Source organism: Sphingopyxis sp. (genome assembly GCF_036675685.1).
Taxonomy (GTDB): Bacteria; Pseudomonadota; Alphaproteobacteria; order Sphingomonadales; family Sphingomonadaceae; genus Sphingopyxis.
In genome coordinates this window covers 12,957-35,210 of record NZ_JAKFEM010000021.1, presented here as the reverse complement: position 1 = coordinate 35,210, position 22,254 = coordinate 12,957, and the positions used below count along the sequence as shown (strand labels likewise).

The window sequence follows — 22,254 nt, the reverse complement described above, 5'->3', positions numbered from 1 at the left end:
GCGATCGGCATCTCGGGCGCGATCCAGCATCTCGCCGGCATGAAGGATTCGAAGACGATCGTCGCGATCAACAAGGACGAAGACGCCCCGATCTTCCAGGTCGCCGACTTCGGCCTCGTCGCCGATCTGTTCAGCGCCGTTCCCGAACTGACCGGCAAGATCTAACGGCTTTGGCCGGCGACCATCCCGGGGTGCCCGGTTTGGGCGACGCGCCGTTCAACGCCGGTGGTCGCCGCGCGGCGCAGAAGGAAAATAACGAAGCGGCCGGGGGAGATGCCCACGGCCGCTCGTTGATTCTGGCGAGCGTCGCGCGCGACGCGCGGCTCGATCAGAAATTCCTGCTGCTGATCATATTGGCCGCCGCAATCGCCACGCTCGGCCTGCTGCAAAGCTCGACCGCGGTCGTGATCGGCGCGATGCTTGTGTCGCCGCTGATGGGGCCGATCATGGGGCTCGGCTTCGGCCTCGCGACGATCGAAAGCAATCTGATCCGCCGCTCGCTGGTGACGCTCGCCGCCGGGGTAGCGGTCGCGATCCTTGTCGCGGTGCTGATCATCTGGCTGTCGCCGATCAAGGACGTCACCCCCGAACTGCGCGCGCGGACGCAGCCCACGCTGCTCGACCTCGGTGTCGCGGTCGTCGGCGGGATCGCGGGCGTCTATGCGATCATGCGCAAGCTGTCGGGCGTGATGGTCGGCGTTGCGATCGCGACCGCGCTGGTGCCGCCGCTCTCGACCGTCGCTTTCGGGCTGGTGACCGGCCGGATGGATTTCGCGCTCGGCGCCGCGCTCTTGTTCCTTACCAACACGCTCGCCATTGCGTTTGCGGCGACGATCGTCGCGCGGCTCAACCATTTCGGCCCGTCGCTGACGCGGCAGCACACCGCGATGCAGGTGACGGGGATCGTCATCGCGCTCGGCATATTGTCGATCCCGCTCGCGCTGTCGCTCAACGGCATCGCGCGCGAAGTGCGGGCACGCACGATCGTGCAGTCCGAACTGAACCGCCTGCTCGGCAAGGACGACCGCGTCGACAGCCTGAATGTGCGGATCGAGAATGACGCGGTCGCGGTCGACGGCGTCGTGCTCGTCGACCAATATGCCGCGCGGCTCAATGACGATCTGGCGGCCAAGGTGCGCCGCGAACTGGATCGCGCCGGCCGCGTCAACATCGTGCAATTGCGGCAACAGACCAACGCCGCGGTGCAATTCGAGGAGCGATTGAACCAGCGCATCGCGACGCTCGAGCAGCGCGATGACGACAGCCGCGCGATCCTTGCCGGCCTGACCGTCGGCGACCTGGTGCCGCGCGAGCGCGTGCTGATCGATGCACAGGCGCGGCGCGTGATCGTCCAGCGCGATCGCGACGCCGAGGGCGAACAGGTCGCCGCCGCGATCGATCGCATCACCGCGTCGGCGCAGGCGGGGCACCCGCAATGGTTGATCCAGAACGGCAGCCTGACCGCGGCGGAGCCCGCGGCCGCCGAGTAGCCGCAGACCTATTCACGTCGCTCCGGAGTTGACGCGCGCGACCAGACCCGATGAGATGCCCCGAACCGGCGATCATCGGCCGGGACAGGGGAGAGAATTTATGCGCGCAGCGGCAATCGCTTTGGCCATCCTGTCGGCAGGCGTCTCATCTCCGTTCTCCGCGCCGCCCGCGCAGGCGCAGACTGCCTCTGCTGAAAAGGTGAAGGTCGACAAGGCAACCATCGATGCTGCGCTCAAATCGATGGTTGCCGACGGCCGCGCTGCGGGCACCTCGGCACTGATCTGGCAGGACGGGCGCGAGGTTTATTTCGGCGCCGCCGGCATGGCCGACCGCGAAGCGAAACGCCCGATGCGCCGCGACACGATCGCGCAAATCTATTCGATGACCAAGCCGGTGACCGGCGTCGCGCTGATGCAGCTTTGGGAAGCGGGCAAATTTCGCCTCGACGATCCGGTCGCCAAATATCTGCCCGAATATGCGACCATGCGTGTCTATGCGGGCAAGGATGCGGCAGGGAAACCGCGCACTGTCGCCGCCGAACGCCCGATCACGATCCGCGACATTCTGCGCCACACCGCGGGCTTCGCATATGGCGCGGGGCCGACCCCCGCGCACGACGCCTATGTCGCCGCCGAGCCGCTCGCGCTGACGATCCCGCTCGCTGAGGCGAGCCGCCGCCTTGCCGGCGTGCCGCTGTTGTTTCAGCCGGGCACGCAGTGGGAATATAGCATCGCGGTCGACGTGCAGGCGGCGCTGGTCGAGAAACTCTCGGGCCAGCCCTTCGCTGCCTATGTCCGCACCCATATCTTCGAGCCGCTCAGGATGACGGACACCGCCTGGCGCCAGCCCGATGCGAAGTTGCCCCGCTTTGCGACGATGAATGTGAAGTCGGACGGCAAGCTCGTCCAGCAGGACGGGGCCGAGGCCCAAAAGCTCAATTTCCACGACAATGCGCTGACCCCTGGCGGCTTCGGCCTCGCCTCGACCCTCGACGATTATCAGCGCTTCGCGCGCATGCTGCTGAACAAGGGCGAACTGGGCGGGGCGCGCATCCTCAAACCCTCGACCGTGCGCTTGATGGCGACCGACCAGCTCGACCCCTCGATCACCGAACGCGCCTGGCTGCCGGGCAAGGGCGCCGTCGGTTTCGGTTTTGACTTCGCGGTGCGCAAGGCGCCGCCGCAGACGGTGCAAGAAAATCGCGGCGCGGTTGGCGAATTTTTCTGGGACGGCGCTGCTTCGACCTTGTTCTGGGTCGATCCCGCGAACAAGCTGACCGCGGTCTTCTTCGTCCAGACCATGCCTTACGACGGCACGCTCCACCGCGATTTCCGCGCCGCGGTCTATGGCGCGGATTATAAGGGGCCGGCGGGCGACTAGGCTGTCATCCTTTTGTCATCGCGATGCCCTTGAGCCGGGCCGAGGAGTTTTCGATGTCCCAGCCCGACAAACGCACACTGCTCGCCGAAGGCCTCGCCGCCGGTGACGACGATACGGCGCTCCACGCGCGGCTTGTTGGCGCGGGCGTATCGGCGGCCGCCGCCAAATATGAGATCGACCGGCTCGGCAAGGATCCGATGGCGGCGATGCTGCGGCGGCAGACCGCCCGCATGGTGAAGCAGGGCTGGCTGCTCGCCAATCACGAACGCCTCGCGTGCGAGGCCGAGGGCGGCTTTGCGCTCGACACGCTCGACCGGCCCGACGCCGGCCATTTCTACCGCCACTATTATGAGGTGAACCGACCCGCCAAACTGACTGGCATCATCGATCACTGGCCCGCGCTGACCCGCTGGTCGCTCGACCATTTTGCCGGCGTCGCGGGCGGTGCCGTTGTCGAAGCGCAGGTCGAGCGCGAACGCAGTCCCGATTATGAGCTCGCCAAGGACGAGCATCGCCGGCTTGTCCGCTTCGGCGAGTTGATCGACTGGCTCCGCAAGGACGAGGCGAGCAACGACGTCTATCTCACCGCCTATAACAGCGGCACCAATGCCGCGGCGCTCGGGCCGCTATGGGACGACCTCGGGCCGATCGACCTGCTTGATGGAGCACGGACACGCGACGGCTTTTTCTGGCTGGGGCCAAAAGGCACGCTCACCCCTTGGCATCACGACCTGACCAACAATCTGCTCGTCCAGGTGATCGGCCGCAAGCGTGTGCGGATGGCGCCGCCCTGGGCGTTCGACCGCATGAAGAACCGCCGTCACTGTTTTTCCGACTGGGCCAACGATGCGCTGCCCGCGGGGCCCGGCGACGCCGACACGCCCCCGATCCTCGAGGCGATCATCGGCCCGGGCGAGGCGATTTTCCTGCCCGTCGGCTGGTGGCACCAGGTCGAGGCGCTCGACCTGTCGGCCAGCATGAGCTTTACGAGCTTTCGCCGCTCGAACGCGCATGTCGAGGATTATGCCTCCTATGGGGCGCTCTGACGCCCCACTATTAGCCGGATCGTAAGGTCCGGGCGTTACGACGCGGCGATGGCCTTGATCAGCGATTTCCAGATACGGCAGATTCGCGACACCGAACTTCGGCGCTTCGATCGCTGGTTCGTCGAGACCGCGATGGGTCCGGCCTATCGCGGGCGTGATGGACGCGTCCGCGGCGTGAAACCCGAGGAGGTCGCGCGCTGGCGTGGCGCGTTGGAAGAGCATGTCGATGCGATGATCGCATCGATTCCGATCCAGGCGGCGTGGGCCATCGGCGCGCTCGTCGCCGTGGTGTTCGGCGGCGGCTGGCTGCTCGACATGCTGGCGATCCCACAGCGATTCCATGCCCCCGCGATCGGGCTCGGCATCTTCATCGTCGAGGTCGGCATGATCGGGATCGAAATCTGGGACTATGTCGCCGGCTGGCGCAAACGGCGCGACGGCATCGAGGCGGCGATCGCGGCGAGGGCGCCGCTTCCCATCGATCCCGCGCGGATCGGCAGCGGGAACAACTGGTTCCAGACCGCATCGATCGCGGTGATCGTACCGGTCATCCTGCTCTTCTACTTCTCGCACCTCGACGAGGGGCTCATCGAACGCGTCGACTGGTGGGGCTGGATCCTGTTGATCGGCCCGCTGGCCTGGGCACTGCATTTCGCGGGCAAATGGTACGACGGGCGGATCAAGCGCCTGCGCCGCTGATCGGCCACCGCCTTTTCGCACCTTGACGACAAAATGGCGGTGGCTCACCGCTTGCGCACAAACTCCGCGCGCAACACCAGCCCCTTGATCCCCTCATGGCGGCAATCGATTTCCTGATCGTCGCCGGTCAGGCGGATCGACTTGATCACGGTGCCGACCTTCAGCGTCTGCCCCGCGCCCTTGACGTTCAGATCCTTGACCAGCACGACCGAGTCGCCGTCGGCGAGCAGATTGCCGACGGCATCGCGCACCTCGGGACCGGCCGACGCCGCCGCTGCCCGATCGCGCGCGTCGCTCGCCGAGAGCCATTCGCCGCTCGCCTCGTCATAGACATAATCTTCTTCGTCGCTGGTCATTCTTTTATCCCGGTTTGCGAAAGCGCAGGGTGAACTGGTCGGTCTTGCCGCGGATGCCGGTGTCGAAGACGCTGGCGGTGCGCGGGTCGGCGGGGCGGCGGTAGAGGTCGCTTTCGGCCTCGAGTTTGAAGCCCGCCTTGGTCAGCGTGTCGACCACCGCGGCCTTGTCGATGCGGTGCAGGCTGTCCGACAGCGTCGTGCCGCTGCCCTTCGCGGCGCTATGGTCGACGACGACCAGCGTGCCGCCGGGTTTCAATGCCGCGAACAACGCCGCGCTGGCTTTGTCGCCCGTCCCCGCGGGGAAGGGTTTCAGATAGAGGTCGTGGAAATTCTGCACGGTGATGATCGTGTCGAGCGGCTCGGGAAAGGCGGGCGCCGCGAACGGACCGGCCACCGCGTCGACATTGGCATAGGCGGCATCGACCGCGGCCTGATCGTCGCCATATTGCTTCTTGAAGGCGATGAACTCGGCGGGCTGGAAACCATAGACCTTGCCCGACGGGCCGACCGCGGCGGCGAGGAGGCGGGTGACGTAACCGCCGCCCATCACATAATCGCCAACCTTCTCGCCCGGCGCGATCTCAGCAAAGGCGAGCAGCTGGGCGGGTTTGCGCGATGCGTCGCGTGTCCGGTCGGCGGCGGGGCGCGCGGGATCGGCGAGCGCGGCCTTGTAATTCGGGGCGGCGGTCTGCTTCGCGCCGAGCGGCATTGCCGAAACGGCGAGCAGGAGGGCGAGGGTAAGCGGGCGGATCATGGCAGCGACTCCCATTGCTTTGCCGTGCCACCATAGCGCTTTGTCGCATGCGCCGCGCGCATATTTGCATATCGCGATTTTGATGATAGGTTTTTCTGTGAAACTAAAAATCGGGAGAGCGGACATGTATGATCTGGTGATTCGCGGCGGCACCGTCGTCGATGGTTCGGGCGGTCGGCCCTTTGTCGCCGACGTCGCGGTCGATGGCGACCGGATCTTCGCGGTCGGCGAAAATCTTGGGCCTGCCCGCGAGGAAATCGACGCCAGCGGCAAGATTGTCACCCCCGGCTTCGTCGACGTCCACACCCATTATGACGGGCAGGCGACGTGGGACGCCGAAATGGCGCCGTCGAGCTGGCACGGCGTCACCACCGTCGTCATGGGCAATTGCGGCGTCGGCTTCGCCCCCGCCAAGCCCGATCGTCACGACTGGCTGATCAGCCTGATGGAAGGCGTCGAGGACATCCCCGGCACCGCGCTCGCCGAAGGCATGTCGTGGGACTGGGAAACCTTCCCCGAATATATGGACGCGCTCGAAAAGCTGCCGCGCACCGTCGACGTCGCGTGCCACGTCCCGCACGGTGCGGTGCGCGCCTATGTGCTCGGCGACCGCGAAAAGCCGGGCGCGATCCCGACCGACGACGACATCGCCGAAATGTCGCGGATCGTCGAGGAAGGCGTGCGTGCCGGCGCGCTCGGTTTCTCGACCAGCCGCACCGTGCTTCACAAATCGATCGACGGCGAACTCGTCCCCGGCACCACCGCGACCGCCGAGGAGCTGATCGCGATCGGTCGCGCGATGGGGCGTGTCGGTTACGGCGTGTTCGAAATGGCGAGCGACATGAAGCGCGAGTGGAACGAGTTTCAGTGGATGGGCGATCTCAGCCGCGAAACCGGCCTGCCGGTGACTTTCGCCGCGCTCCAGTCGATCGCCAAGGAACTGCCGCTCGAGGAGCAGATCGAGGAAATGCGGCGCCAGAATGCGACCGGCGCGAACATCGTCGCGCAGATCGCGCTGCGCGGCAATGGCATCATCATGGCGTGGCAGGGCACCGTGCATCCCTTCCGCTTCAAGCCCGCCTGGACCGAGATCATCGACCTGCCGTGGGCCGAGCAGCTCGCGAAGCTCAAGGACCCCGCGTTCAAGGCGCGGATGATTGCCGAGGAGAATGTCTTCCCCGAAAGCGACATCATCGATTTCCTGATGATCGTCGCGGGCGGCTGGCCGGTGCAGTTCGAAATGGACCCCGATTTCAACTACGAACCGCGTATGGACGAAAGCATCATGGCGCGCGCCACGGCGGCCGGGGTCAGTCCCGCCGACTACGCCTATGACCTCCTCATGAAGGACGATGGCAAGGGCTTCATCTATTTCCCGATCCTCAACTATCGCGACGGCAACCTCAATTTCCTCGAGGATTTGCAGGCGGCCGACGACACGGTGAACAGCCTGTCCGACGGCGGCGCGCATTGCGGGACGATCTGCGACGCCGCGTCGCCGACCTTCATGCTCCAGCATTGGGTGCGCGACCGCAAAGGCCATCGCATTGCGCTCGAACATGCGGTGAAGCGCCAGTGCCGCGACACCGCCTTGCTCTATGGACTTGAGGATCGCGGCGTGCTTGCGCCAGGCTATCTCGCCGACCTCAACGTCATCGACATGGAAGCGATCAAGCTCGGCAAGCCGTGGCTCGCCTTCGACCTGCCTGCGGGCGGCAAGCGGCTGCTGCAAAAGGCCGACGGCTATGTCGCGACGGTGAAGTCGGGGGTGGTGACTTTCCGCGATGGCGCGATGCAGGGGCCGACGCCGGGTGGTGTCATCCGCGGCCCGCAACGCGTCGAAATGGCGATGGCGGCGGAGTAAGCCTCTCCGTCATCCGGCATAACTCCCCTCGTCATCCCGGCGAAGGCCAGGATCTCGCCGGTGCATTTGCACGCGAGGTCGAGACCCCGGCCTTCGCCGGGGTGACGAGTTTGTTAGATGAGCGCTGCGGTCGCCCTCTCGACGTCTTCCACGCCATTGTAGGCGTGGAACGATAGCCGCAGGATCGTGCCCCGAAAATCGGCGCGCAGATTGTGTTCGGCCAGCGCTTCGGCAACGCGCGACTGGTCCGCTCCCGTATCGATGCACAGCGTGCCGCCGATAGCGCCGGTCGGCCAGCGCCACTGCGGCGTCCTTGTTTCCAGCGCATCGCGCAGCATCGTCTGCAACGCCTGATTATGCGCGCGAACCGCATCGACGCCGATCGCTGCGATCTCCCCGATGCCCGCCATCGACAGCACAAACGGCGCGACATCGGGCGTGCCGCCCCACCAGCGCCTTGCATCGGGGGCGTAGCGGAAATCCTTTATATCCATCTCGAACGGATTTTCATGACTCCACCAGCCGCGTTCGGTGGGGTCGAGTGCGGTGCGGTCGTGCGGCGCGACCCACAGCCATGCCGCGCCGGGACCACCGCACAGCCATTTGACGCTGGTGCCAACCACCGCATCGATCGCCCAATCGGCTGGCGTCACCGGCACGACGCCGACCGATTGCGCGCAGTCGGCGATGCAGCGCGCACCGGCGGCTTTCGCCGCCGCTGCAACCGCCGTGATGTCGGTGAGCGCGCCGCTGTTCGAGCCGACGTGCATCGCGACGACGAGCGCGACATCGTCGTCCAGCGCGGCCGACCAGTTCGCCGGATCGCGAACATCGGCATCATCGGGCAGATAGCGCGTCGTCCACCCCGTCGCCGCGAGGCCGCTCGCGACATAGCCGATCGTCGGAAAGGCACTCGGTGCGAGCAGGATGGTGCGCCGCCCGGTCGCCTGCCCGAGCGCGGAGATATAGCGCGACAGCGCGGCGCTGACGTTGGCCGCGGGGCAGAGGTCGCGCCCCTCGACGCCGATCAGTCCGGCCAATGCCGCGCGCCATTCGTCGATCGCCTCGAGCCAGTGCGGCCATGCCTCGCCCGTCTCGCGCCAGGGCTGGAGCAGCTTCTCGCGCAGTAGCGCTTCCGCCGTGCGGGGCTGACAACCGACGCTGTGGCTCTTCAGATAAACGGCGCCCGGCGGCAGGTGGAAGCGGTCGGCGACCGCTTCCGAAAACAGCGCGCCGGTCACAGCCCGCTGCCGTGACCGGGCGCGCCGCTGATGCTGTCGCGCTTCACGCCATATTCGGCGCCCCAGCGGTCGGTCATCTCGGCGCGAATGTCCCAAAGCTCGGGGAAGAAGCGGTGCCGCGCCCCGGCGTTGAGCAGTTCGACCGGACGCCCTTTCAGCGATTTCGACCCCATGCCGATCGAGCGGTGGATGAGGTAGATGTGGTGCGCGCGGAAGATCTGGAACAGCTCGTCGAACTCGATCAGCGCTTCGGCGACCATATAGGCCTCGTCATGCTTGTAGCCGGTGTCGTAGACGTCGGCGACGCTGCGCCCGGCGGGATCGAGATACGCGGCCTTGTACCGCGCCCACAGCGGCTGGGGCAGGGTGAGGAGGATCTGAAAACCCGGGCTTTCCTGCCCCGACCCGTTGCCGAGCTGGAGCCGGATCGACTGGTAATCGAAGGGACTCATCGTCTCGAGCAGCGCCAGCTGGTCGGTCATCAGCCGCATGATGCGGTTCACGCGGTCGAACAGGGTGAGCACGCGCATCGTCTCGCCGGCGGCCATATGGCCGTCGATCTCGGCGAGGGTGAAGGCCATCAGCTTCATCCACAATTCCTCGACCTGGTGGATGATCTGGAACTGCAGCTCGTCGGGGGTGCAGAGGTCAGCGAGCGGCTTCTGGCAACCCAGCAGGCGGTCGACCGCAAGATAGACGCCATAATCCTTCATGTCGGGCGTTTCGATGCGGCGGTGAATGTCGGTCTTGTCGAGCATGATCTGCTCCTTTTGGCATATGGGCACGGATGACGGGCGGCGCGGGGATGCGCCGGTTCGTTATCCGCGCGGAGCCACGCCTGCGGGCGGGCGCCGCGGCGATCCCGCCTGGCCGAGCCACAAAAGCGCCGCGCGCGCCGTCATCGCGCGAGCAGGTCCGACGGCAGCGTCGGTTCGCTGACGATCTTTGCCATGCGCCGCCACATTTCGTCGCGGCCCGGTTTGCCGCGCTCGACATAGGCGCGCACCATTTCCTCGCCGAGGCCATAGTTGATCACATAGCTGCGATACTGGTCGGTGAAGCTGACCGATTGCTCGGCGCGTTGCGGCGACACGAGCAGATATTTCTGCGTCAGCGCCACCGCGGCCGGACGGTCGATCGCTCCGTCGAGATATTGCTGGGCGATCGTCAGCCGCGCGCCCGATGCCCGCTTGATCGCCTTCAACAGCTGCCAATAACGGTCGTCGGACGGCACCGCGATTTCGGCGATCGGCATCAGCACGTCGCGCTCGGTCTCCGCCTTGCTCTGTTCGGGAAAGGCCAGATCGATACCGTAATTGGCGCTGCCCTCGGCGATCAGGCTCTGCGGACTGTAGAGCGGATAGACGCTATACTCGGCCCAGCCGCGTTCCTTGACCAATTTTTCCTCGAGTTTCATGTTGAGCAGGTGATGGCCGGGGTAACCCTCGTGACAGCCCAGATCGAGCGCGCGTGACAGGCGGATCGGCAGGTCGGTGTTGACCTGGATCAGGCTGTGATAGCCGCCCTGGTAATAATTGTAGCCGCTCCAGCTTTTGCCGGTGACGAACTCCAGGTGAAAGCTTTCACCCTCGGGCATCGCGATATGCGCCATGCTGCGCCCGCGGCATCGCGCGATTGCGGCGTCGAAGGTCTTTTGCAGCCGGTCCTTGGGGATGGTGAAACGGTCGAGATAGGCCTCCACGCGGTCCGCGAGCGGCCCCTCGCCGGGGACGAGCGCCTCGATCTTCGCAAGCTCGGGGTCATAGCTCGCGAGAGGCCTGAGGCGCGGCCGGACGCCGAACAGCCCTTCAGCCTCATCGACAAAGGCAAAGCGCGTGCCCTGCATCATCATCAGCCGCGTTTCGGCGGCGCGGAGCTGGGTGCGAAGAAAGGTCGCGCGGCGCCGTTCGAGCGGATCGGGCATGCGCCGCGCGGCGAGATCGATCTGCGCCATCAACGCGCGGACCGCCACCAGCAACGCCGCTTTGTCGCGCGGCGCCGCTTCGGCCGCTTTTTGCAGTTCGGGTGGGCCATAATAGGCGTCGATATAGCCGGCTTCGTGCGTTCCGATCTCGAGCGTCAGCCGCAAATAGGTCGCTGCAATATCGTCCAGCGCCTTGGTCGAGGCCGGCGTGCGACGCACGTCGACGGTCGCGACGCCCGCCTTGGCGACGGGTGGCTTCGTTTCGCTCGTGGCACAGCCGGGCAGGGCGGCGATCAGCGACAGGGCAATCAGTTTGCGCATCACGATGCTGCTATACCGCCACTTTCGGAGGTGTCACGCACATCGCCATCGGCGGCGATTTCGGCGTCGGACTCGCTTTCGATCGCGTCATGTTGCGGATGGAGCGGTGCGAAGCGCAGCACCGCAAAGCCGACGAGTGCCGCGGCCAATGACCCCATCAAAATGCCGATCTTCGCCTCTTCGATCAGCAACGCATCGTCGGCGAAAGCGAGGCCGCCGATGAACAGGCTCATCGTGAAGCCGATGCCGCACAGCATCGCGACGCCATAGATTTGCAGCCAGGTCGCGCCGCGCAGCTTGCCCGCGATGCCAAGTTTGACCGACAGCCAGACGCTGCCGAAGATGCCGACCTGCTTGCCGATAAACAGCCCCGCGGCGATGCCGAGCGGGAGCGGCGCGAAAATCTGCTCGACCGTCAGCCCGCCGACGTCGACGCCGGCGTTGGCAAAGCCGAACAGCGGCACGATCGCGAAGGCGACCCATGGGTGAAGCCCATGTTCGAGCCGGTGCAGCGGCGAGGTCGCGCTGTCGGGTGCCCCCGGCGTGCGGTCGAACGGAATCGCCATCGCCGCCAGCACCCCGGCGATGGTGGCATGCACCCCGGACAGCAGCATCGCGTACCAGAGAAAAAGGAACATCAGCAGATAGAGGGGCAAGCTTTTCACGCCCATGCGGCCCATCGCGAACATGATGCCGAGAATGATGGCCGCCGCGCCCAGCGCGAGCAGGTTGATCTTCGCGGTGTAAAACAGCGCGATGATCGCCACCGCGCCCATGTCGTCGACGATCGCGACGGTGACGAGGAACAGCTTGAGCGACGTCGGCGCCCGTTTGCCAAGCAACGCCAACACCCCCATCGCAAAAGCGATATCGGTGGCGGCCGGAATTGCCCAGCCTTGGGCAAGGCCCGGCGTCCCGCCGGCGAAGGCCAGGTAGAGCGCCGCGGGCACGACCATTCCCGCCGCCGCGGCGATAAACGGCAGCCGCCGCCGGTCCCAGCTCGCGAGCCGACCGTCGACGAACTCGCGCTTGATCTCGAGCCCGACGAGCAGGAAGAAAATCGCCATCAAGCCGTCATTGATCCACAAATGAACGGTCATCGGGCCGAGCTTGTCGGTCAGCACGGGCCCCGTCACGGCATGGATTGCGTCGTGATAGAGGGTGCCGAGCGCCGAATTGGCAACAATCATCGCCAAAATGGCTGCGAAAATGAGCAGCATGCCGCCCGCGCTTTCGCTTTCGAGAAAGTCGCGCAAGGCCGAACGGGACGGAAAACTGCGAGTCATAGGTAAGTTATTTCCTTAGTTCGTCAGAGAGTTCGACATTTATCCAAGGGCAGGCGCCCATCTTTACAAATTTGCCTACTTCACTAGCACTATGGGTACGGATGACTTTACGTCATCGTGAGGGGCGGAGCTAGTCGGGTGGTGGAGCTGTCGACCGGATGGTTGGAATGGCTGGTGCTGGGGGCCAGCCACGAACTGATGCTGTTCGCGTCGATCGGAATTCTTCTTTTCGGAATCGATGACCTGTTTTTCGACCTATTCTGGCTTACGAGCCGTGATCGCGACCAGTCGGCCGATTCGGTCGACGCGGCCGCGCCGCTTTTTGGAAAATTGGCTATATTCCTGCCAGCATGGCAAGAAGCGACGGTGTTGCCCGCGACGCTGACCCGTGCGCTAGCCGCTTGGGAGGGCGAGAATTTTCGCATCTATATCGGCTGTTACCCCAACGATGCCACAACGATTCTCGCCATATCGTCGCTGATCGCGCGCGACCCGCGGCTCCGGCTGGTGATCGGCGCACAGGATGGCCCCACGACGAAAGGCGATAATCTCAACGGACTGTGGGCCGCGTTGGGAGAGGATGAGCGCGCCGAAGGTTTTCGCTTCATAGGCATCGTCCTCCACGACGCCGAGGATCATGTGCATCCCGAGGAGCTGGCGCTCTATCGGCGGGAACTCGCCCGATATGCCATGGTACAAATACCGGTCGTACCTTTTGTGGATCGCAGATCGACATGGATCAACGGCCATTATTGCGATGAATTTGCAGAGGCCCATGGCAAGGAGGTCGTGCTGCGTTCGCGACTTGGCCTCCCAATCCCTTCAGCCGGCGTCGGCTGTGCCCTAAGTCGGCATACTATGGCGCTACTCGCCATCGAACGGGGCGGACACCCCTTTCGCGCCGACAGCCTTACCGAAGACTATGAACTTGGCATGCTGATCGGAGCATATGGCCTTCGCGCGCGGTTTGTCGACGTTTTGGGAGCCGCCGGCGACCGTATTGTCTCGCGTGGCGCGTTCCCGATTTCGGTCGAAACCGCGGTGAAGCAAAAGTCGCGCTGGATCGCGGGCATCGCGCTGGCCGGCTGGGATTCGCTCGGTTGGATCGGATCGAACCACCTTCACGTCGAGCGCTCCGGCCATGATATTTGGCTCGCGCGATGGATGCTGTGGCGTGATCGCCGCGCGCCGTTGGCCGCGCTCGTCCTCTTGGCCGCCTATGCCGCTCTGATTGTCACGACAGTTGGTTGGGCCGGGCAAGAACTGATGGGTTGGAAGATGTTGCCATCCAACGGAGTCGTACGGGCATTGTTTGCCGTAAATGCTGCGCTCCTGCTGTGGCGATTGGGCATGCGTGGTTTTTTCACGGCCCGCTGGTACGGGCTGGAACAGTCGATATTGGCGCTACCGCGGGCATTCGTCGCCAACATCATCGCGATACTGGCAGCGCGGCGGGCCGTAATGCTCTATTGGCGCATGCTTCGCTCGGGGCAGGTGGTGTGGGAAAAGACCGACCATTTCCACGGCACGCCAGTCCTTGAGACGGCAAGGTCGCGAGCGACGCCGTCATGATCTCTTCTTCGTCGGCCATACGCCGGAGTGGTGATGCAAGGGCGTTCCGCTTTTTACTGATTTGCGTTTCGGGATGGGTCGCGGCCCGAATGATAACCACTTGGGATATCGTTCTCCCGGCATCCCCCGAAGCTGCGCACGCGCCGTGGGTCCCGCCTTTGCCCTTTTCGAGCGCAATGCGCGCGAAGGAGGCCCCCACGGCCTTCATGAGTCAGACGCTTACGCGCTCCGTGCGAGTGCAGGCACCGCAACGCTCGCAGATTATGTCCACGTTGGCGCCGCTCGCCAGTGGTAACGTATCGAACTCGGCGACGAGCCATGGTGGCGCCGATCGCCATAGCCTCCGCCTCGCGCTGATGGCCCGGCTCCTGCCGCCGCCGCCGGGCGGCGTCGCGCGATCGGCGGCCCCGATCCGCGGAGCTGTGTGGTTCCCGATCCCGCCCGCCGCGCATGCTGAGCCGGGGCAGGGTAAGCCCTTCTGGATCCGGCGGCAGCTTGAGGGATGGTCGCTCGGCGGCTGGCTTTACCTGCGCGATGGCTCCGCGGCAGCGCCCGACGGCATTGCGGCAGCGAGCCAACTGGGGGGCAGCCAGGCCGGCCTTAGGCTCGGCTACGGCTTTGGCGATGCCGGGCGCGTGCGCGCTTACGGCCGCGCGACGATTGCCATAGAAAGGCCCGAACAGCGAGAAATCGCATTGGGCCTCGCGTTTGCGCCGCTCGCGCACCTGCCGGTCGATTTTGCGATCGAACAGCGGGTCGCGGCGGGGACCGAAGGCCGGACCGCGCTCGTCGCGATGGTCAGCGGCGGCGTTTCCGATGTCGCGCTACCCGGCGGCTTCCGGCTCGACGCCTATGGTCAGGCCGGCGTTGTCGGGGCGCGGCGGCGCGACGGCTTCGCCGATGGCGCGGTGACGATCGATCGCCGTCTCGGATCGGACGAAACCTCGTCGCTGCGTCTTGGCGCGCTGGCGGCGGGGGCGGTGCAGCCCGGCGCGTCGCGCGTCGACGTCGGGCCGCGGCTGACGCTCCGCCTTCCCAAGGTCGGCGAAGGCAGCCGCATCGCGCTCGATTGGCGCCAGCGGGTCGCGGGCGATGCGCGCCCCGAAAGCGGCCTCGCGCTGACCCTCGCGACCGACTTCTGACCCCCGGCGAAAATAGCCGCCACAGCCGATTCCCCACCCCGCAAAAATGGTCTAGGGTCCTTGGAATCGGCGCCGTTCTGGCACCGCAGATGTACGTTCGGGGCCCATGGACCTTTATCTTCCTGTCGCCAATCTGTCGGTCAATGCGCTGGTCATCATCCTGCTCGGTGGCGGCGTGGGGTTCCTGTCGGGCATGTTCGGCGTTGGCGGCGGGTTCCTGACCACGCCGCTCCTGATCTTTTACGGCATCCCGCCGACGGTCGCCGCGGCGTCTGCGGCGACGCAGGTCACCGGCGCCAGCGTGTCGGGCGCGCTCGCCCATCTCGAACGCGACGGGGTCGATCTGCGCATGGGGGCGGTGCTCGTTGTCGGCGGCCTGGTGGGATCGCTGATCGGCGCCGGGCTGTTCGAACTGCTCACCGCCTGGGGCCAGATCGATACGACGATCAACATCCTTTATGTCGTGTTGCTCGGCTCGGTCGGCGGCATCATGGCGCGCGAGGCGTGGCGCGCGCTGCGCAACCTGCGCGCCGGACTTCCGGCCCCCGCGCGCAAACGGCGTCACCATCCGATGGTCGCCAACCTGCCGCTGCGCTGGCGCTTCTATCGCTCGGGGCTCTACATCTCGCCGCTCGCGCCGCTGATCCTGGGGATGGCGGTCGGCATATTGACGATGCTCCTCGGGGTCGGCGGCGGCTTCATCATGGTTCCCGCGATGATCTTCCTGCTCGGCATGGGGACGCAGGTCGTCGTCGGCACCTCGCTGTTCCAGATCCTTTTCGTGACGATCGCGACGACGATGGTCCATGCACTGACGACGGGTGCGGTCGACATCGTGCTGGCCGGATTGCTGTTGCTCGGCAGCGTCACGGGCGCGCAAATCGGCGCACGCTTCGCGCAAAAGGTAAAACCCGAATATCTGCGCATGGCGCTTTCGGTGATCGTGCTGCTCGTTGCGGCGCGTATGGCGGTCGATCTCTTCATCCGCCCCGACGAAATCTACACCGTGCAATGACGGCCGCGCGCGCCTTGCTCCTCGGGCTCGTGCTGGCGCTGCTGCCAACGGGCACCGCTCAGGCCGTCGATCCGCGGCTGGTGCCCGACGTGTCGAGCCGCGCGATCGACATCCAGTACAGCTTTACCGGCGAGGAATTGCTGCTGTTCGGCGCGATCCTCTATCCCGGCCAGCGCCTGCCCGACGACCGCGCCGACATCGTCGTCGTGTTGAAGGGGCCGGTGCGGCCGATCATCCTGCGCGAAAAGCGGCGCGTCGCCGGCATCTGGGTCAACGCCAACAGCCTGCGCCTGCGCACGTCGCCGGGCTTTTACGCGATCGGATCGTCGCGCCCGATCGACAAGCTGGTGGACGAACGGACGGCGGCGATCTTCGAACTCGGGCTTGCCAATTTATCGATGTCGCCGACGGGATTTTCGGAAGCGAAGAAGCTCGAACGCTTCGAGGCGGGGCTCACCGACCTCTATCGCCGCATCGGCCTTTTCTATGAAAATCCGGCGGCGGTCGAAATTACCGAAGGCGTGCTTTATCGCGCCCGCATCCCCGTCCCGGCGCGCGTTCCCGTCGGCACCTATCGCGCCGAAACCTATCTGATCAGCCGCGGGCGCGTGCTCGCGGTCGCGTCGCGCGACGTCCAGATCCGCAAGGCGGGCTTCGAGCGTTTCGTCGCGCTGGCGGCGCAGCGCCACGGCTTTCTCTATGGGCTGACCGCGGTGCTCTTGTCGCTTGTGCTCGGCTATGCCGCCTCGGCGATCTTCCGCCGCCGCTGAAAGCGCTTAACGGCCACCATAAGCGCTTTGTTTACCCTCATCTGCGATACCGGAACCGGGACCACAAGTGGCGGGGCGAAGTGATGGACATACAAAACGGCGGATTCAGCGCCGGCGATTCGACGGCGGCGCAGCACGTCCGGCTTGCGGGCGGCGGCATGGCGGCTTCGGTGGCGCCGGTGGTCAACCATCATCGCGACGATTTGATGATCGGCGAAGTGATCGATATTTCGGGTTCGGCCTCGCGCATCCTGCTCGATGTCGCGACGATCGGCAAATTGTCGGCGTCCAGCGATTCCGCTGTGGCGATGGCCGGTCAGGTCGGGGCGCAGGTCAAGGTTCGCGTCGGCAATATCTGGCTGATCGCCAGTATCCGCGATCAGCAGCTGCACCAGAGCGGTGAAGGGCTGATCGTCGCGACGATCGACTTCCTCGGCGAAGGCGAAGAGGAAAAAATCACCGGCCGCATCCATAATTTCCGCCGCGGCGTCACCCGCTATCCGATCCCGGGCAGTCAGGTTTATGCGGCGACGAGCCCCGACCTCAAACAAATCTATGCCGCCGACGAACGCGCGCACGTCGAAATCGGCACCGTCTATCCGACCAAGGATATTCGCGGATCGCTCTATATCGACGCGATGCTCGGCAAGCATTTCGCGCTGCTCGGGTCGACCGGCACGGGCAAATCAACCAGCGCCGCGTTGATCCTCCACAAGATCTGCGAACTGGCGCCGCAGGGCCATATCCTGATGATCGATCCGCACGGCGAATATTCGGCGGCGTTCAAGGGCACCGGCGCGCTGTTCGACGTCGACAATCTCGCGATGCCCTATTGGCTGATGAACTTCGAGGAACATTGCGAAGTCTTCGTCACCAGCGCCGGCCGCGATCGCCAGGCCGACTGCGACGTGCTTGCCAAATGCCTGCTCCAGGCGCGGCAGAAGAACCGCATGGCCGAAGGCATGACCAAGCTCACGGTCGATTCGCCGATCCCCTATCTGCTCTCCGACCTGCTCAACATCCTGCAGAACGAGATGGGCAAGCTCGACAAGGCGACGTCGAGCGCGCCGTTCATGCGCATCAAGGGCAAGATCGAGGAAATGCGCGCCGATCCGCGCTATAATTTCATGTTCTCGGGCATGCTCGTCGCCGACACGATGGCGAATTTCATCGGCAAGATATTTCGCCTGCCGTCGGACGGCCGGCCGATCTCGATCATCGACGTGTCGGGCGTTCCGTCGGACATCACGTCGGTCGTCGTCGCGGTGCTGTCGCGCCTGACCTTCGACTATGCGATCTGGTCGCGCAGCGAGCCGCAGCGCCCGATCCTCCTCGTCTGCGAAGAAGCCCACCGCTACATTCCGGCCAAGGACATCGGGCAGGGGCAGGCGGTGCGCAAGATCCTCGAACGGATCGCCAAGGAAGGCCGTAAATATGGCGTCTCGCTGGGCCTGATCACCCAGCGTCCGTCCGACCTGGCCGAAGGCGTGCTGTCGCAGTGCGGTACGATCATTTCGATGCGTCTCAACAACGAGCGCGACCAGCATTTCGTGAAGGCCGCGATGCCCGAGGGTGCGCGCGGCTTCATCGATTCGATCCCGGCGCTGCGTAACCGCGAATGTATCATCTGCGGCGAGGGCGTTTCGATCCCGATCCGCGTCTATCTCGACACGCTCGAAGAGGACAAGCGGCCCGCATCGAGCGACCCGCTCTTCTCTAAGCTGTGGCGCGAAACGGGCGGCGAGGCGGAAATTCTCGAGCGCGTGGTCAAGCGCTGGCGCAGCCAGGGGCGGTAAGAACCAACCACCCAACTTCCGTTCGCATCGGGCGACGTCGAGATGCCCATCGGCCGTGCGCGCCTTCCCGGTGTCTCGACTTCCACCAAGGGTGGAAGTTTATCCTGAGCGCCTGCCAAGGCAGTCGAAGGCTCGACACGAACGGGGCGTGGGAATTAGCTCTTCGGCGGCTCCCACAACTCGATCGGATTGCCTTCGGGATCATGCACCCGCGCAAAGCGCCCGACCGTGGGGTCATCCCATTCGGGCTTGGTGATCACCTCGTCGCCCGCCTCGTGAAACGGGACGAGCACGGCGTCGAGATCATCGACGCGCAGGTTGATCATATGTTGGCGGTCGGCGGGGAAATAGTCGGTGTCGGCCTTGAACGGCGCAAAGACGACCGGACCCGCGGTGACATTCCAGACCCATTCGTTGACCGGCCCCGTGTCGTCGGCATTGCAGCCGGCACCGATGCCCAGCCGTTCGCGATACCAGGCGTTCAGCGCATCGGGATCGCGCGCCCGGAAAAACAGCCCGCCAATGCCTTTCACATGTCCCATGCTGGCCTCCCTAACCTCTGCTCGTCATTCCGGCGCAGGCCGGAATCTCCACGGCGCCTTGATCCTCGACGATGAAATCCCGGCCTTCCGCTTTTGGCGGAAGTTTATCCTGAGCGCCTGCAAGGCAGTCGAAGGGCCGGGATGACGGGAGGGGTGTGCGCCGGGCAAGCCTAATCGTTCCGGCTCAGCGTTTCCACTCCCCGCTGCCGCGGAATTCCTCGCGGACCTGGCCCGACTGGTTGAGGCGCGGATCGGCATAGGTCTGCGGCGGCGCGGCCGGGAGGACGGGGGCCGCCGGTGCGCCGATCGGCTGCGCCATCGCACTCGGCAGCGGCGCGGGCGCGGCGTTGGGAAGCGGCGCGAGCGTGCCGCTGCCGTCGGGCAGCAGGGCTGCACTGCCGCCGCGCAAGATCGCAAGCTGCTGCGCGACGGGCAGATAGGGGCCGGGCACCGGCTCGCGGCCCAGATAGGGCGCGCGAAATGCGTCGGGCATGCCCCAGCGACCGCGCCAGCGGTGGAAGATGTGCGCGCCGACGATGTTGGTCATCACCAGGCTCTTGCCCCAGCGCGGCCAGATCGCCTGCGTGTGATAATGGGTGGCAAGCCCGACCTTGGGGAAGGCATAGCCACCGAGCGCGGCCGATGCGATGCGGCTCGCGCGCAGCCAATTGGGCTTGCTCGGCGCGCGCGCCATGGCGCCGTCGCATGAGAAGGTGAACTGGCACACCCCCGCGCGCTGCGATCCCTGGAAGACGACGCCGCACACCGTGTTCGGAAAGCTCGGGTGGCGGACGCGGTTGATCACCGTCTGCGCGACGCCGCGCATGCCGTCGTCACTTTCGGACGCGGCTTCATAATAGATTGCGGCGGTCAGGCAGTAATGCGCGCGTTCGCGATCGAGCGCGGTGACGCCGCGGAAGGCATAGGGCTTGGCCGGCGGTCCGACGAAAGCCTCCTCGCGCAGCAGCGCGGGATCGGCGGGAGGCAGCGCCGCGGCGTCGCCGTAACCCACGCTGTTCGGGTCGGGCAGCGTCGGGTCGATCCTCAGCGCATCCGCATAATCGTCGGCATTCATGATCGCCCAGCGTTCGGGATCATAGACGCGAAAGTCGATCGGCACCGAGACGCTGTAGGGCCCGAAGACCGCGGGCGCACGCAACTGCCCGCTCGACAGAAGGAAGGCGAGGCAGGCCATTGCGACCACCGCGACGATTGCGGCCCAAAAGGCACGCCCCGGCCCCGCCGGTCTTTCCGGCACCGGGTCGCGCCACGTCGAGCGGGCGGTCAGGGTCAGTTCGGGCTTCATGCGTGCATCAAATTCCGTTGCCCCCACCGTCGCCGATTCGCGCGGGCAGGGCGCCAGCTTGCTTTATACGCTGAAACGCCAACAAAATGTTGCAGTGCATTTCGGTTGTTCCGCAGCGGAACGCGCGACGCGCCGGGGCTTAAGAGGCGGATGGCTTCACTTCGCGGGAATGAAGGGCCCAAATGACGGGACCTGACCCTAGGCGCCGTGGGTGATACGCTCGCGCGTCGCCGCGTCCACCAGCTGGCGTATCTGGGAAAGCAGCGGGTGTTTTTCCGTATGCTGCGCGCCATAGGTCAGATTGAATTCATAGTCGAAATCGGCGGCGTTCCGTCCGATGAGATGCTGGAGCATCGTCTCCAGCTTGTCGAAGCCCTTGACCATTTGGGCCTCGGGCGTCGCGCCGCCGCTATACTCGTCCGACAGACCCAGGATTTCGCGACGCAGATCGTCGGGAAGCGGCGTGCATAATGTCTCGAGGTCGGTCCGCTCGCGCGCCGCCCGGCCATCGTCGGGTGTTTGGGACGTCGCCGGGACGTCGCCCGAAATCGCTTCGCCCAGATCGTGGACAATGCAAAGTTTGAGCAGCTTTAGCCGGTCGTATCCGGCCAGCTCGCGGTCGAACAGCATCGCCATCAGGCACAGCCGCCAGCTGTGCTCGGCGGTGCTTTCGGCGCGCCCGTTCGAGGTGATGCCGCTGCGCAGCGTGTCCTTCAGCTTTTCCGCTGCCTGCAGGAAGTCGATGATCGCGGCGAGGCGCGACGGGTCTATGTCCGGTTGTGTCGTCATGCGACGAGGCTAACCGCCCGCTTGGCGGACACAATCCGCCGAATAATTTATGCGCCGTCCGGCCGGCCGCTGTCTTGAACGAGGCGGGCAAAGGTTCCGTCCGAAAGCGGCATTCTTGTGTAACGAAGGCGGCCGGCGGCAATGGTGAGTTCGGCGAAGTCTGCGTGCTCGGTATCGACGATAACCGCGGGGGCGAGCGGCTCGTACCAGCCGAGCGCTTCCAGCGCTTCCTCGCCGCGCGCGATGCCCGGCGAAGCGAAACGCCACAGCGACTTGCCGGCGAGCTCTTCAACCCCGATCCGCCACGCCGCTATCCGCGCGGGCGATGCCGCGAAAAGCCGGTGCGTGAGGTCGCAGATCAGGTGCATCGGCGCCGGCGCGTGGCGCACCAGATCGAGCAACGCGCCGTCGGCTGCGGAGGTGGTTCGCGCCGCCAACAGCCGCGTCAGCCGGTCTTCTTCGCGGGGGCCAGGGGCCAGTGTGCCGGCCTCCCACCGCGATATGGTTGTTTGGGAGACGTCCATTTCCCCGGCCAATGCCGACTGTTTGACGCGGTTGAGCGTGCGCCAGCGGCGCAGCGAGGCGCCGAGATGGTCGCGGCATGGCAGGACGGCGTGGGTCACGCGCAATCCATAGCTGATAGGTCCGGCACGCGGAACGGCCTTGTTGGTCGGATATGGAACGGGCGCTGGCCGGCGGTGCGCTGGCCGCACCGTCAAAGTCGAACGCGCCGACTAGGCGTCGGTGATTGCCGCCGTGTCGGGAAGCGGGGAACCGGCAAAATATTTGCGCATGCCGCGCCGGGCACGATAATCGTCGATGCGCTTGGCATAATGGCCCGGCAGGTCGAAATCGGCATGGCGCGCGCTCGCGCCCCGGGTCTGGCCGACGGCCATCAGGGCCATCTGGTGGTGATAGAAAAGCTCGTTCATATCCATGGATAATTCCTTGGGTGGCTGC

At 65.4% G+C, this 22,254-nt stretch carries 21 protein-coding genes and 1 pseudogene; 11 read left to right on the top strand and 11 right to left on the bottom strand.

Annotation, left to right across the window (positions count from 1 at the left end; translation table 11 throughout):
• The 5 genes and pseudogenes from V6M50_RS09375 to V6M50_RS09355 form a co-directional block, all read left to right on the top strand.
• Positions 1 to 165, top strand: a pseudogene (locus tag V6M50_RS09375) (electron transfer flavoprotein subunit alpha/FixB family protein); the annotation flags it as partial.
• Positions 166 to 191: 26 nt separating this feature from the next.
• Positions 192 to 1,490: a DUF389 domain-containing protein gene (locus tag V6M50_RS09370; protein ID WP_332818292.1), complete on the top strand. Its 1,299-nt coding sequence runs from the start codon at positions 192 to 194 to the stop codon at positions 1,488 to 1,490.
• A 100-nt stretch (positions 1,491 to 1,590) separates the two neighbouring features.
• Entirely contained in the window at positions 1,591 to 2,871 is a 1,281-nt protein-coding gene (locus V6M50_RS09365; protein ID WP_332818291.1) for a serine hydrolase domain-containing protein, read from the top strand.
• Between the two features lie 53 nt (positions 2,872 to 2,924).
• Positions 2,925 to 3,917, top strand: coding sequence for a cupin-like domain-containing protein (locus V6M50_RS09360; RefSeq protein ID WP_332818290.1), 993 nt, complete (start codon positions 2,925 to 2,927; stop codon positions 3,915 to 3,917).
• Between the two features lie 48 nt (positions 3,918 to 3,965).
• On the top strand, positions 3,966 to 4,616 hold the full coding sequence (locus V6M50_RS09355) for a hypothetical protein (protein ID WP_332818289.1): 651 nt from the start codon (positions 3,966 to 3,968) through the stop codon (positions 4,614 to 4,616).
• Positions 4,617 to 4,660: 44 nt separating this feature from the next.
• Here V6M50_RS09355 and V6M50_RS09350 read toward each other — a convergent pair whose 3' ends face one another.
• Both V6M50_RS09350 and V6M50_RS09345 read right to left on the bottom strand, forming a co-directional pair.
• Positions 4,661 to 4,972: an alkylphosphonate utilization protein gene (locus V6M50_RS09350; protein WP_332818288.1), complete on the bottom strand. Its 312-nt coding sequence runs from the start codon at positions 4,970 to 4,972 to the stop codon at positions 4,661 to 4,663.
• Positions 4,973 to 4,976: 4 nt separating this feature from the next.
• Positions 4,977 to 5,726: a class I SAM-dependent methyltransferase gene (locus V6M50_RS09345; RefSeq protein ID WP_332818287.1), complete on the bottom strand. Its 750-nt coding sequence runs from the start codon at positions 5,724 to 5,726 to the stop codon at positions 4,977 to 4,979.
• Positions 5,727 to 5,850: 124 nt separating this feature from the next.
• Between V6M50_RS09345 and V6M50_RS09340 the strand changes: the two genes are divergently transcribed.
• The gene (locus V6M50_RS09340; RefSeq protein ID WP_332818286.1) at positions 5,851 to 7,590 is read left to right on the top strand and encodes an N-acyl-D-amino-acid deacylase family protein; all 1,740 of its coding nucleotides are present in this window, start codon (positions 5,851 to 5,853) and stop codon (positions 7,588 to 7,590) included.
• A gap of 113 nt (positions 7,591 to 7,703) precedes the next feature.
• Here V6M50_RS09340 and V6M50_RS09335 read toward each other — a convergent pair whose 3' ends face one another.
• The 4 genes from V6M50_RS09335 to nhaA all read right to left on the bottom strand — a co-directional run bounded on the left by V6M50_RS09335 (position 7,704) and on the right by nhaA (position 12,362).
• The gene (locus V6M50_RS09335; RefSeq protein WP_332818285.1) at positions 7,704 to 8,831 is read right to left on the bottom strand and encodes an aminotransferase class V-fold PLP-dependent enzyme; all 1,128 of its coding nucleotides are present in this window, start codon (positions 8,829 to 8,831) and stop codon (positions 7,704 to 7,706) included.
• A complete protein-coding gene (locus V6M50_RS09330; protein ID WP_332818284.1) occupies positions 8,828 to 9,589 on the bottom strand; it encodes a tryptophan 2,3-dioxygenase family protein in 762 nt (253 codons plus the stop codon). The genes V6M50_RS09335 and V6M50_RS09330 overlap by 4 nt, the downstream gene beginning before the upstream one ends.
• A 140-nt stretch (positions 9,590 to 9,729) precedes the next feature.
• A complete protein-coding gene (locus tag V6M50_RS09325) occupies positions 9,730 to 11,076 on the bottom strand; it encodes a hypothetical protein (protein ID WP_332818294.1) in 1,347 nt (448 codons plus the stop codon).
• Positions 11,076 to 12,362 (bottom strand): Na+/H+ antiporter NhaA, encoded by a 1,287-nt coding sequence (nhaA, locus tag V6M50_RS09320; RefSeq protein ID WP_332818283.1) that lies wholly within the window; start codon positions 12,360 to 12,362, stop codon positions 11,076 to 11,078. The genes V6M50_RS09325 and nhaA overlap by 1 nt, the downstream gene beginning before the upstream one ends.
• Before the next feature lie 141 nt (positions 12,363 to 12,503).
• Between nhaA and V6M50_RS09315 the strand changes: the two genes are divergently transcribed.
• The 5 genes from V6M50_RS09315 (at position 12,504) to V6M50_RS09295 (ending at position 18,657) form a co-directional block, all read left to right on the top strand.
• On the top strand, positions 12,504 to 13,934 hold the full coding sequence (locus V6M50_RS09315) for a glycosyl transferase family protein (protein ID WP_332818282.1): 1,431 nt from the start codon (positions 12,504 to 12,506) through the stop codon (positions 13,932 to 13,934).
• A 263-nt stretch (positions 13,935 to 14,197) separates the two neighbouring features.
• Positions 14,198 to 15,076: a hypothetical protein gene (locus V6M50_RS09310; protein WP_332818281.1), complete on the top strand. Its 879-nt coding sequence runs from the start codon at positions 14,198 to 14,200 to the stop codon at positions 15,074 to 15,076.
• 106 nt (positions 15,077 to 15,182) lie between these two features.
• Positions 15,183 to 16,091, top strand: coding sequence for a sulfite exporter TauE/SafE family protein (locus tag V6M50_RS09305; protein ID WP_332818280.1), 909 nt, complete (start codon positions 15,183 to 15,185; stop codon positions 16,089 to 16,091).
• Positions 16,088 to 16,861, top strand: a complete 774-nt coding sequence (locus V6M50_RS09300; RefSeq protein ID WP_332818279.1) for a TIGR02186 family protein — start codon at positions 16,088 to 16,090, stop codon at positions 16,859 to 16,861. Before V6M50_RS09305 ends, V6M50_RS09300 begins: the two co-directional genes overlap by 4 nt.
• Positions 16,862 to 17,019: 158 nt before the next feature.
• Positions 17,020 to 18,657 carry an ATP-binding protein gene (locus V6M50_RS09295; protein ID WP_443030496.1) on the top strand — a complete coding sequence of 546 codons (1,638 nt, stop codon included), beginning with the start codon at positions 17,020 to 17,022 and terminating at the stop codon, positions 18,655 to 18,657.
• 155 nt (positions 18,658 to 18,812) lie between these two features.
• Here V6M50_RS09295 and V6M50_RS09290 read toward each other — a convergent pair whose 3' ends face one another.
• From V6M50_RS09290 to V6M50_RS09270, 5 genes are all read right to left on the bottom strand, one after another.
• On the bottom strand, positions 18,813 to 19,199 hold the full coding sequence (locus tag V6M50_RS09290; RefSeq protein ID WP_332818278.1) for a VOC family protein: 387 nt from the start codon (positions 19,197 to 19,199) through the stop codon (positions 18,813 to 18,815).
• A 184-nt stretch (positions 19,200 to 19,383) separates the two neighbouring features.
• Positions 19,384 to 20,505, bottom strand: coding sequence for a cell wall hydrolase (locus V6M50_RS09285; protein WP_332818277.1), 1,122 nt, complete (start codon positions 20,503 to 20,505; stop codon positions 19,384 to 19,386).
• Positions 20,506 to 20,703: 198 nt separating this feature from the next.
• Positions 20,704 to 21,294: an HD domain-containing protein gene (locus V6M50_RS09280; protein ID WP_332818276.1), complete on the bottom strand. Its 591-nt coding sequence runs from the start codon at positions 21,292 to 21,294 to the stop codon at positions 20,704 to 20,706.
• Positions 21,295 to 21,341: 47 nt separating this feature from the next.
• Positions 21,342 to 21,917, bottom strand: a complete 576-nt coding sequence (locus V6M50_RS09275; protein WP_332818275.1) for a helix-turn-helix domain-containing protein — start codon at positions 21,915 to 21,917, stop codon at positions 21,342 to 21,344.
• A gap of 111 nt (positions 21,918 to 22,028) precedes the next feature.
• The gene (locus V6M50_RS09270) at positions 22,029 to 22,232 is read right to left on the bottom strand and encodes a hypothetical protein (protein WP_332818274.1); all 204 of its coding nucleotides are present in this window, start codon (positions 22,230 to 22,232) and stop codon (positions 22,029 to 22,031) included.
• Between the last annotated feature and the right edge of the window lie 22 nt (positions 22,233 to 22,254).

What these genes read in the sequence shown, in the direction of transcription:
- V6M50_RS09290 (WP_332818278.1), bottom strand. Translation starts at nt 19,199, where the DNA reads ATGGGACATGTGAAAGGCATTGGCGGGCTGTTTTTCCGGGCGCGCGAT.
- V6M50_RS09365 (WP_332818291.1), top strand. Translation starts at nt 1,591, where the DNA reads ATGCGCGCAGCGGCAATCGCTTTGGCCATCCTGTCGGCAGGCGTCTCA.
- V6M50_RS09325 (WP_332818294.1), bottom strand. Translation starts at nt 11,076, where the DNA reads ATGCGCAAACTGATTGCCCTGTCGCTGATCGCCGCCCTGCCCGGCTGT.
- V6M50_RS09285 (WP_332818277.1), bottom strand. Translation starts at nt 20,505, where the DNA reads ATGAAGCCCGAACTGACCCTGACCGCCCGCTCGACGTGGCGCGACCCG.
- V6M50_RS09305 (WP_332818280.1), top strand. Translation starts at nt 15,183, where the DNA reads ATGGACCTTTATCTTCCTGTCGCCAATCTGTCGGTCAATGCGCTGGTC.
- V6M50_RS09300 (WP_332818279.1), top strand. Translation starts at nt 16,088, where the DNA reads ATGACGGCCGCGCGCGCCTTGCTCCTCGGGCTCGTGCTGGCGCTGCTG.
- V6M50_RS09270 (WP_332818274.1), bottom strand. Translation starts at nt 22,232, where the DNA reads ATGGATATGAACGAGCTTTTCTATCACCACCAGATGGCCCTGATGGCC.
- V6M50_RS09310 (WP_332818281.1), top strand. Translation starts at nt 14,198, where the DNA reads ATGTCCACGTTGGCGCCGCTCGCCAGTGGTAACGTATCGAACTCGGCG.
- V6M50_RS09295 (WP_443030496.1), top strand. Translation starts at nt 17,020, where the DNA reads ATGGCGGCTTCGGTGGCGCCGGTGGTCAACCATCATCGCGACGATTTG.
- V6M50_RS09340 (WP_332818286.1), top strand. Translation starts at nt 5,851, where the DNA reads ATGTATGATCTGGTGATTCGCGGCGGCACCGTCGTCGATGGTTCGGGC.
- V6M50_RS09355 (WP_332818289.1), top strand. Translation starts at nt 3,966, where the DNA reads ATGGCCTTGATCAGCGATTTCCAGATACGGCAGATTCGCGACACCGAA.
- V6M50_RS09350 (WP_332818288.1), bottom strand. Translation starts at nt 4,972, where the DNA reads ATGACCAGCGACGAAGAAGATTATGTCTATGACGAGGCGAGCGGCGAA.
- V6M50_RS09330 (WP_332818284.1), bottom strand. Translation starts at nt 9,589, where the DNA reads ATGCTCGACAAGACCGACATTCACCGCCGCATCGAAACGCCCGACATG.
- V6M50_RS09360 (WP_332818290.1), top strand. Translation starts at nt 2,925, where the DNA reads ATGTCCCAGCCCGACAAACGCACACTGCTCGCCGAAGGCCTCGCCGCC.
- V6M50_RS09345 (WP_332818287.1), bottom strand. Translation starts at nt 5,726, where the DNA reads ATGATCCGCCCGCTTACCCTCGCCCTCCTGCTCGCCGTTTCGGCAATG.
- nhaA (WP_332818283.1), bottom strand. Translation starts at nt 12,362, where the DNA reads ATGACTCGCAGTTTTCCGTCCCGTTCGGCCTTGCGCGACTTTCTCGAA.
- V6M50_RS09280 (WP_332818276.1), bottom strand. Translation starts at nt 21,294, where the DNA reads ATGACGACACAACCGGACATAGACCCGTCGCGCCTCGCCGCGATCATC.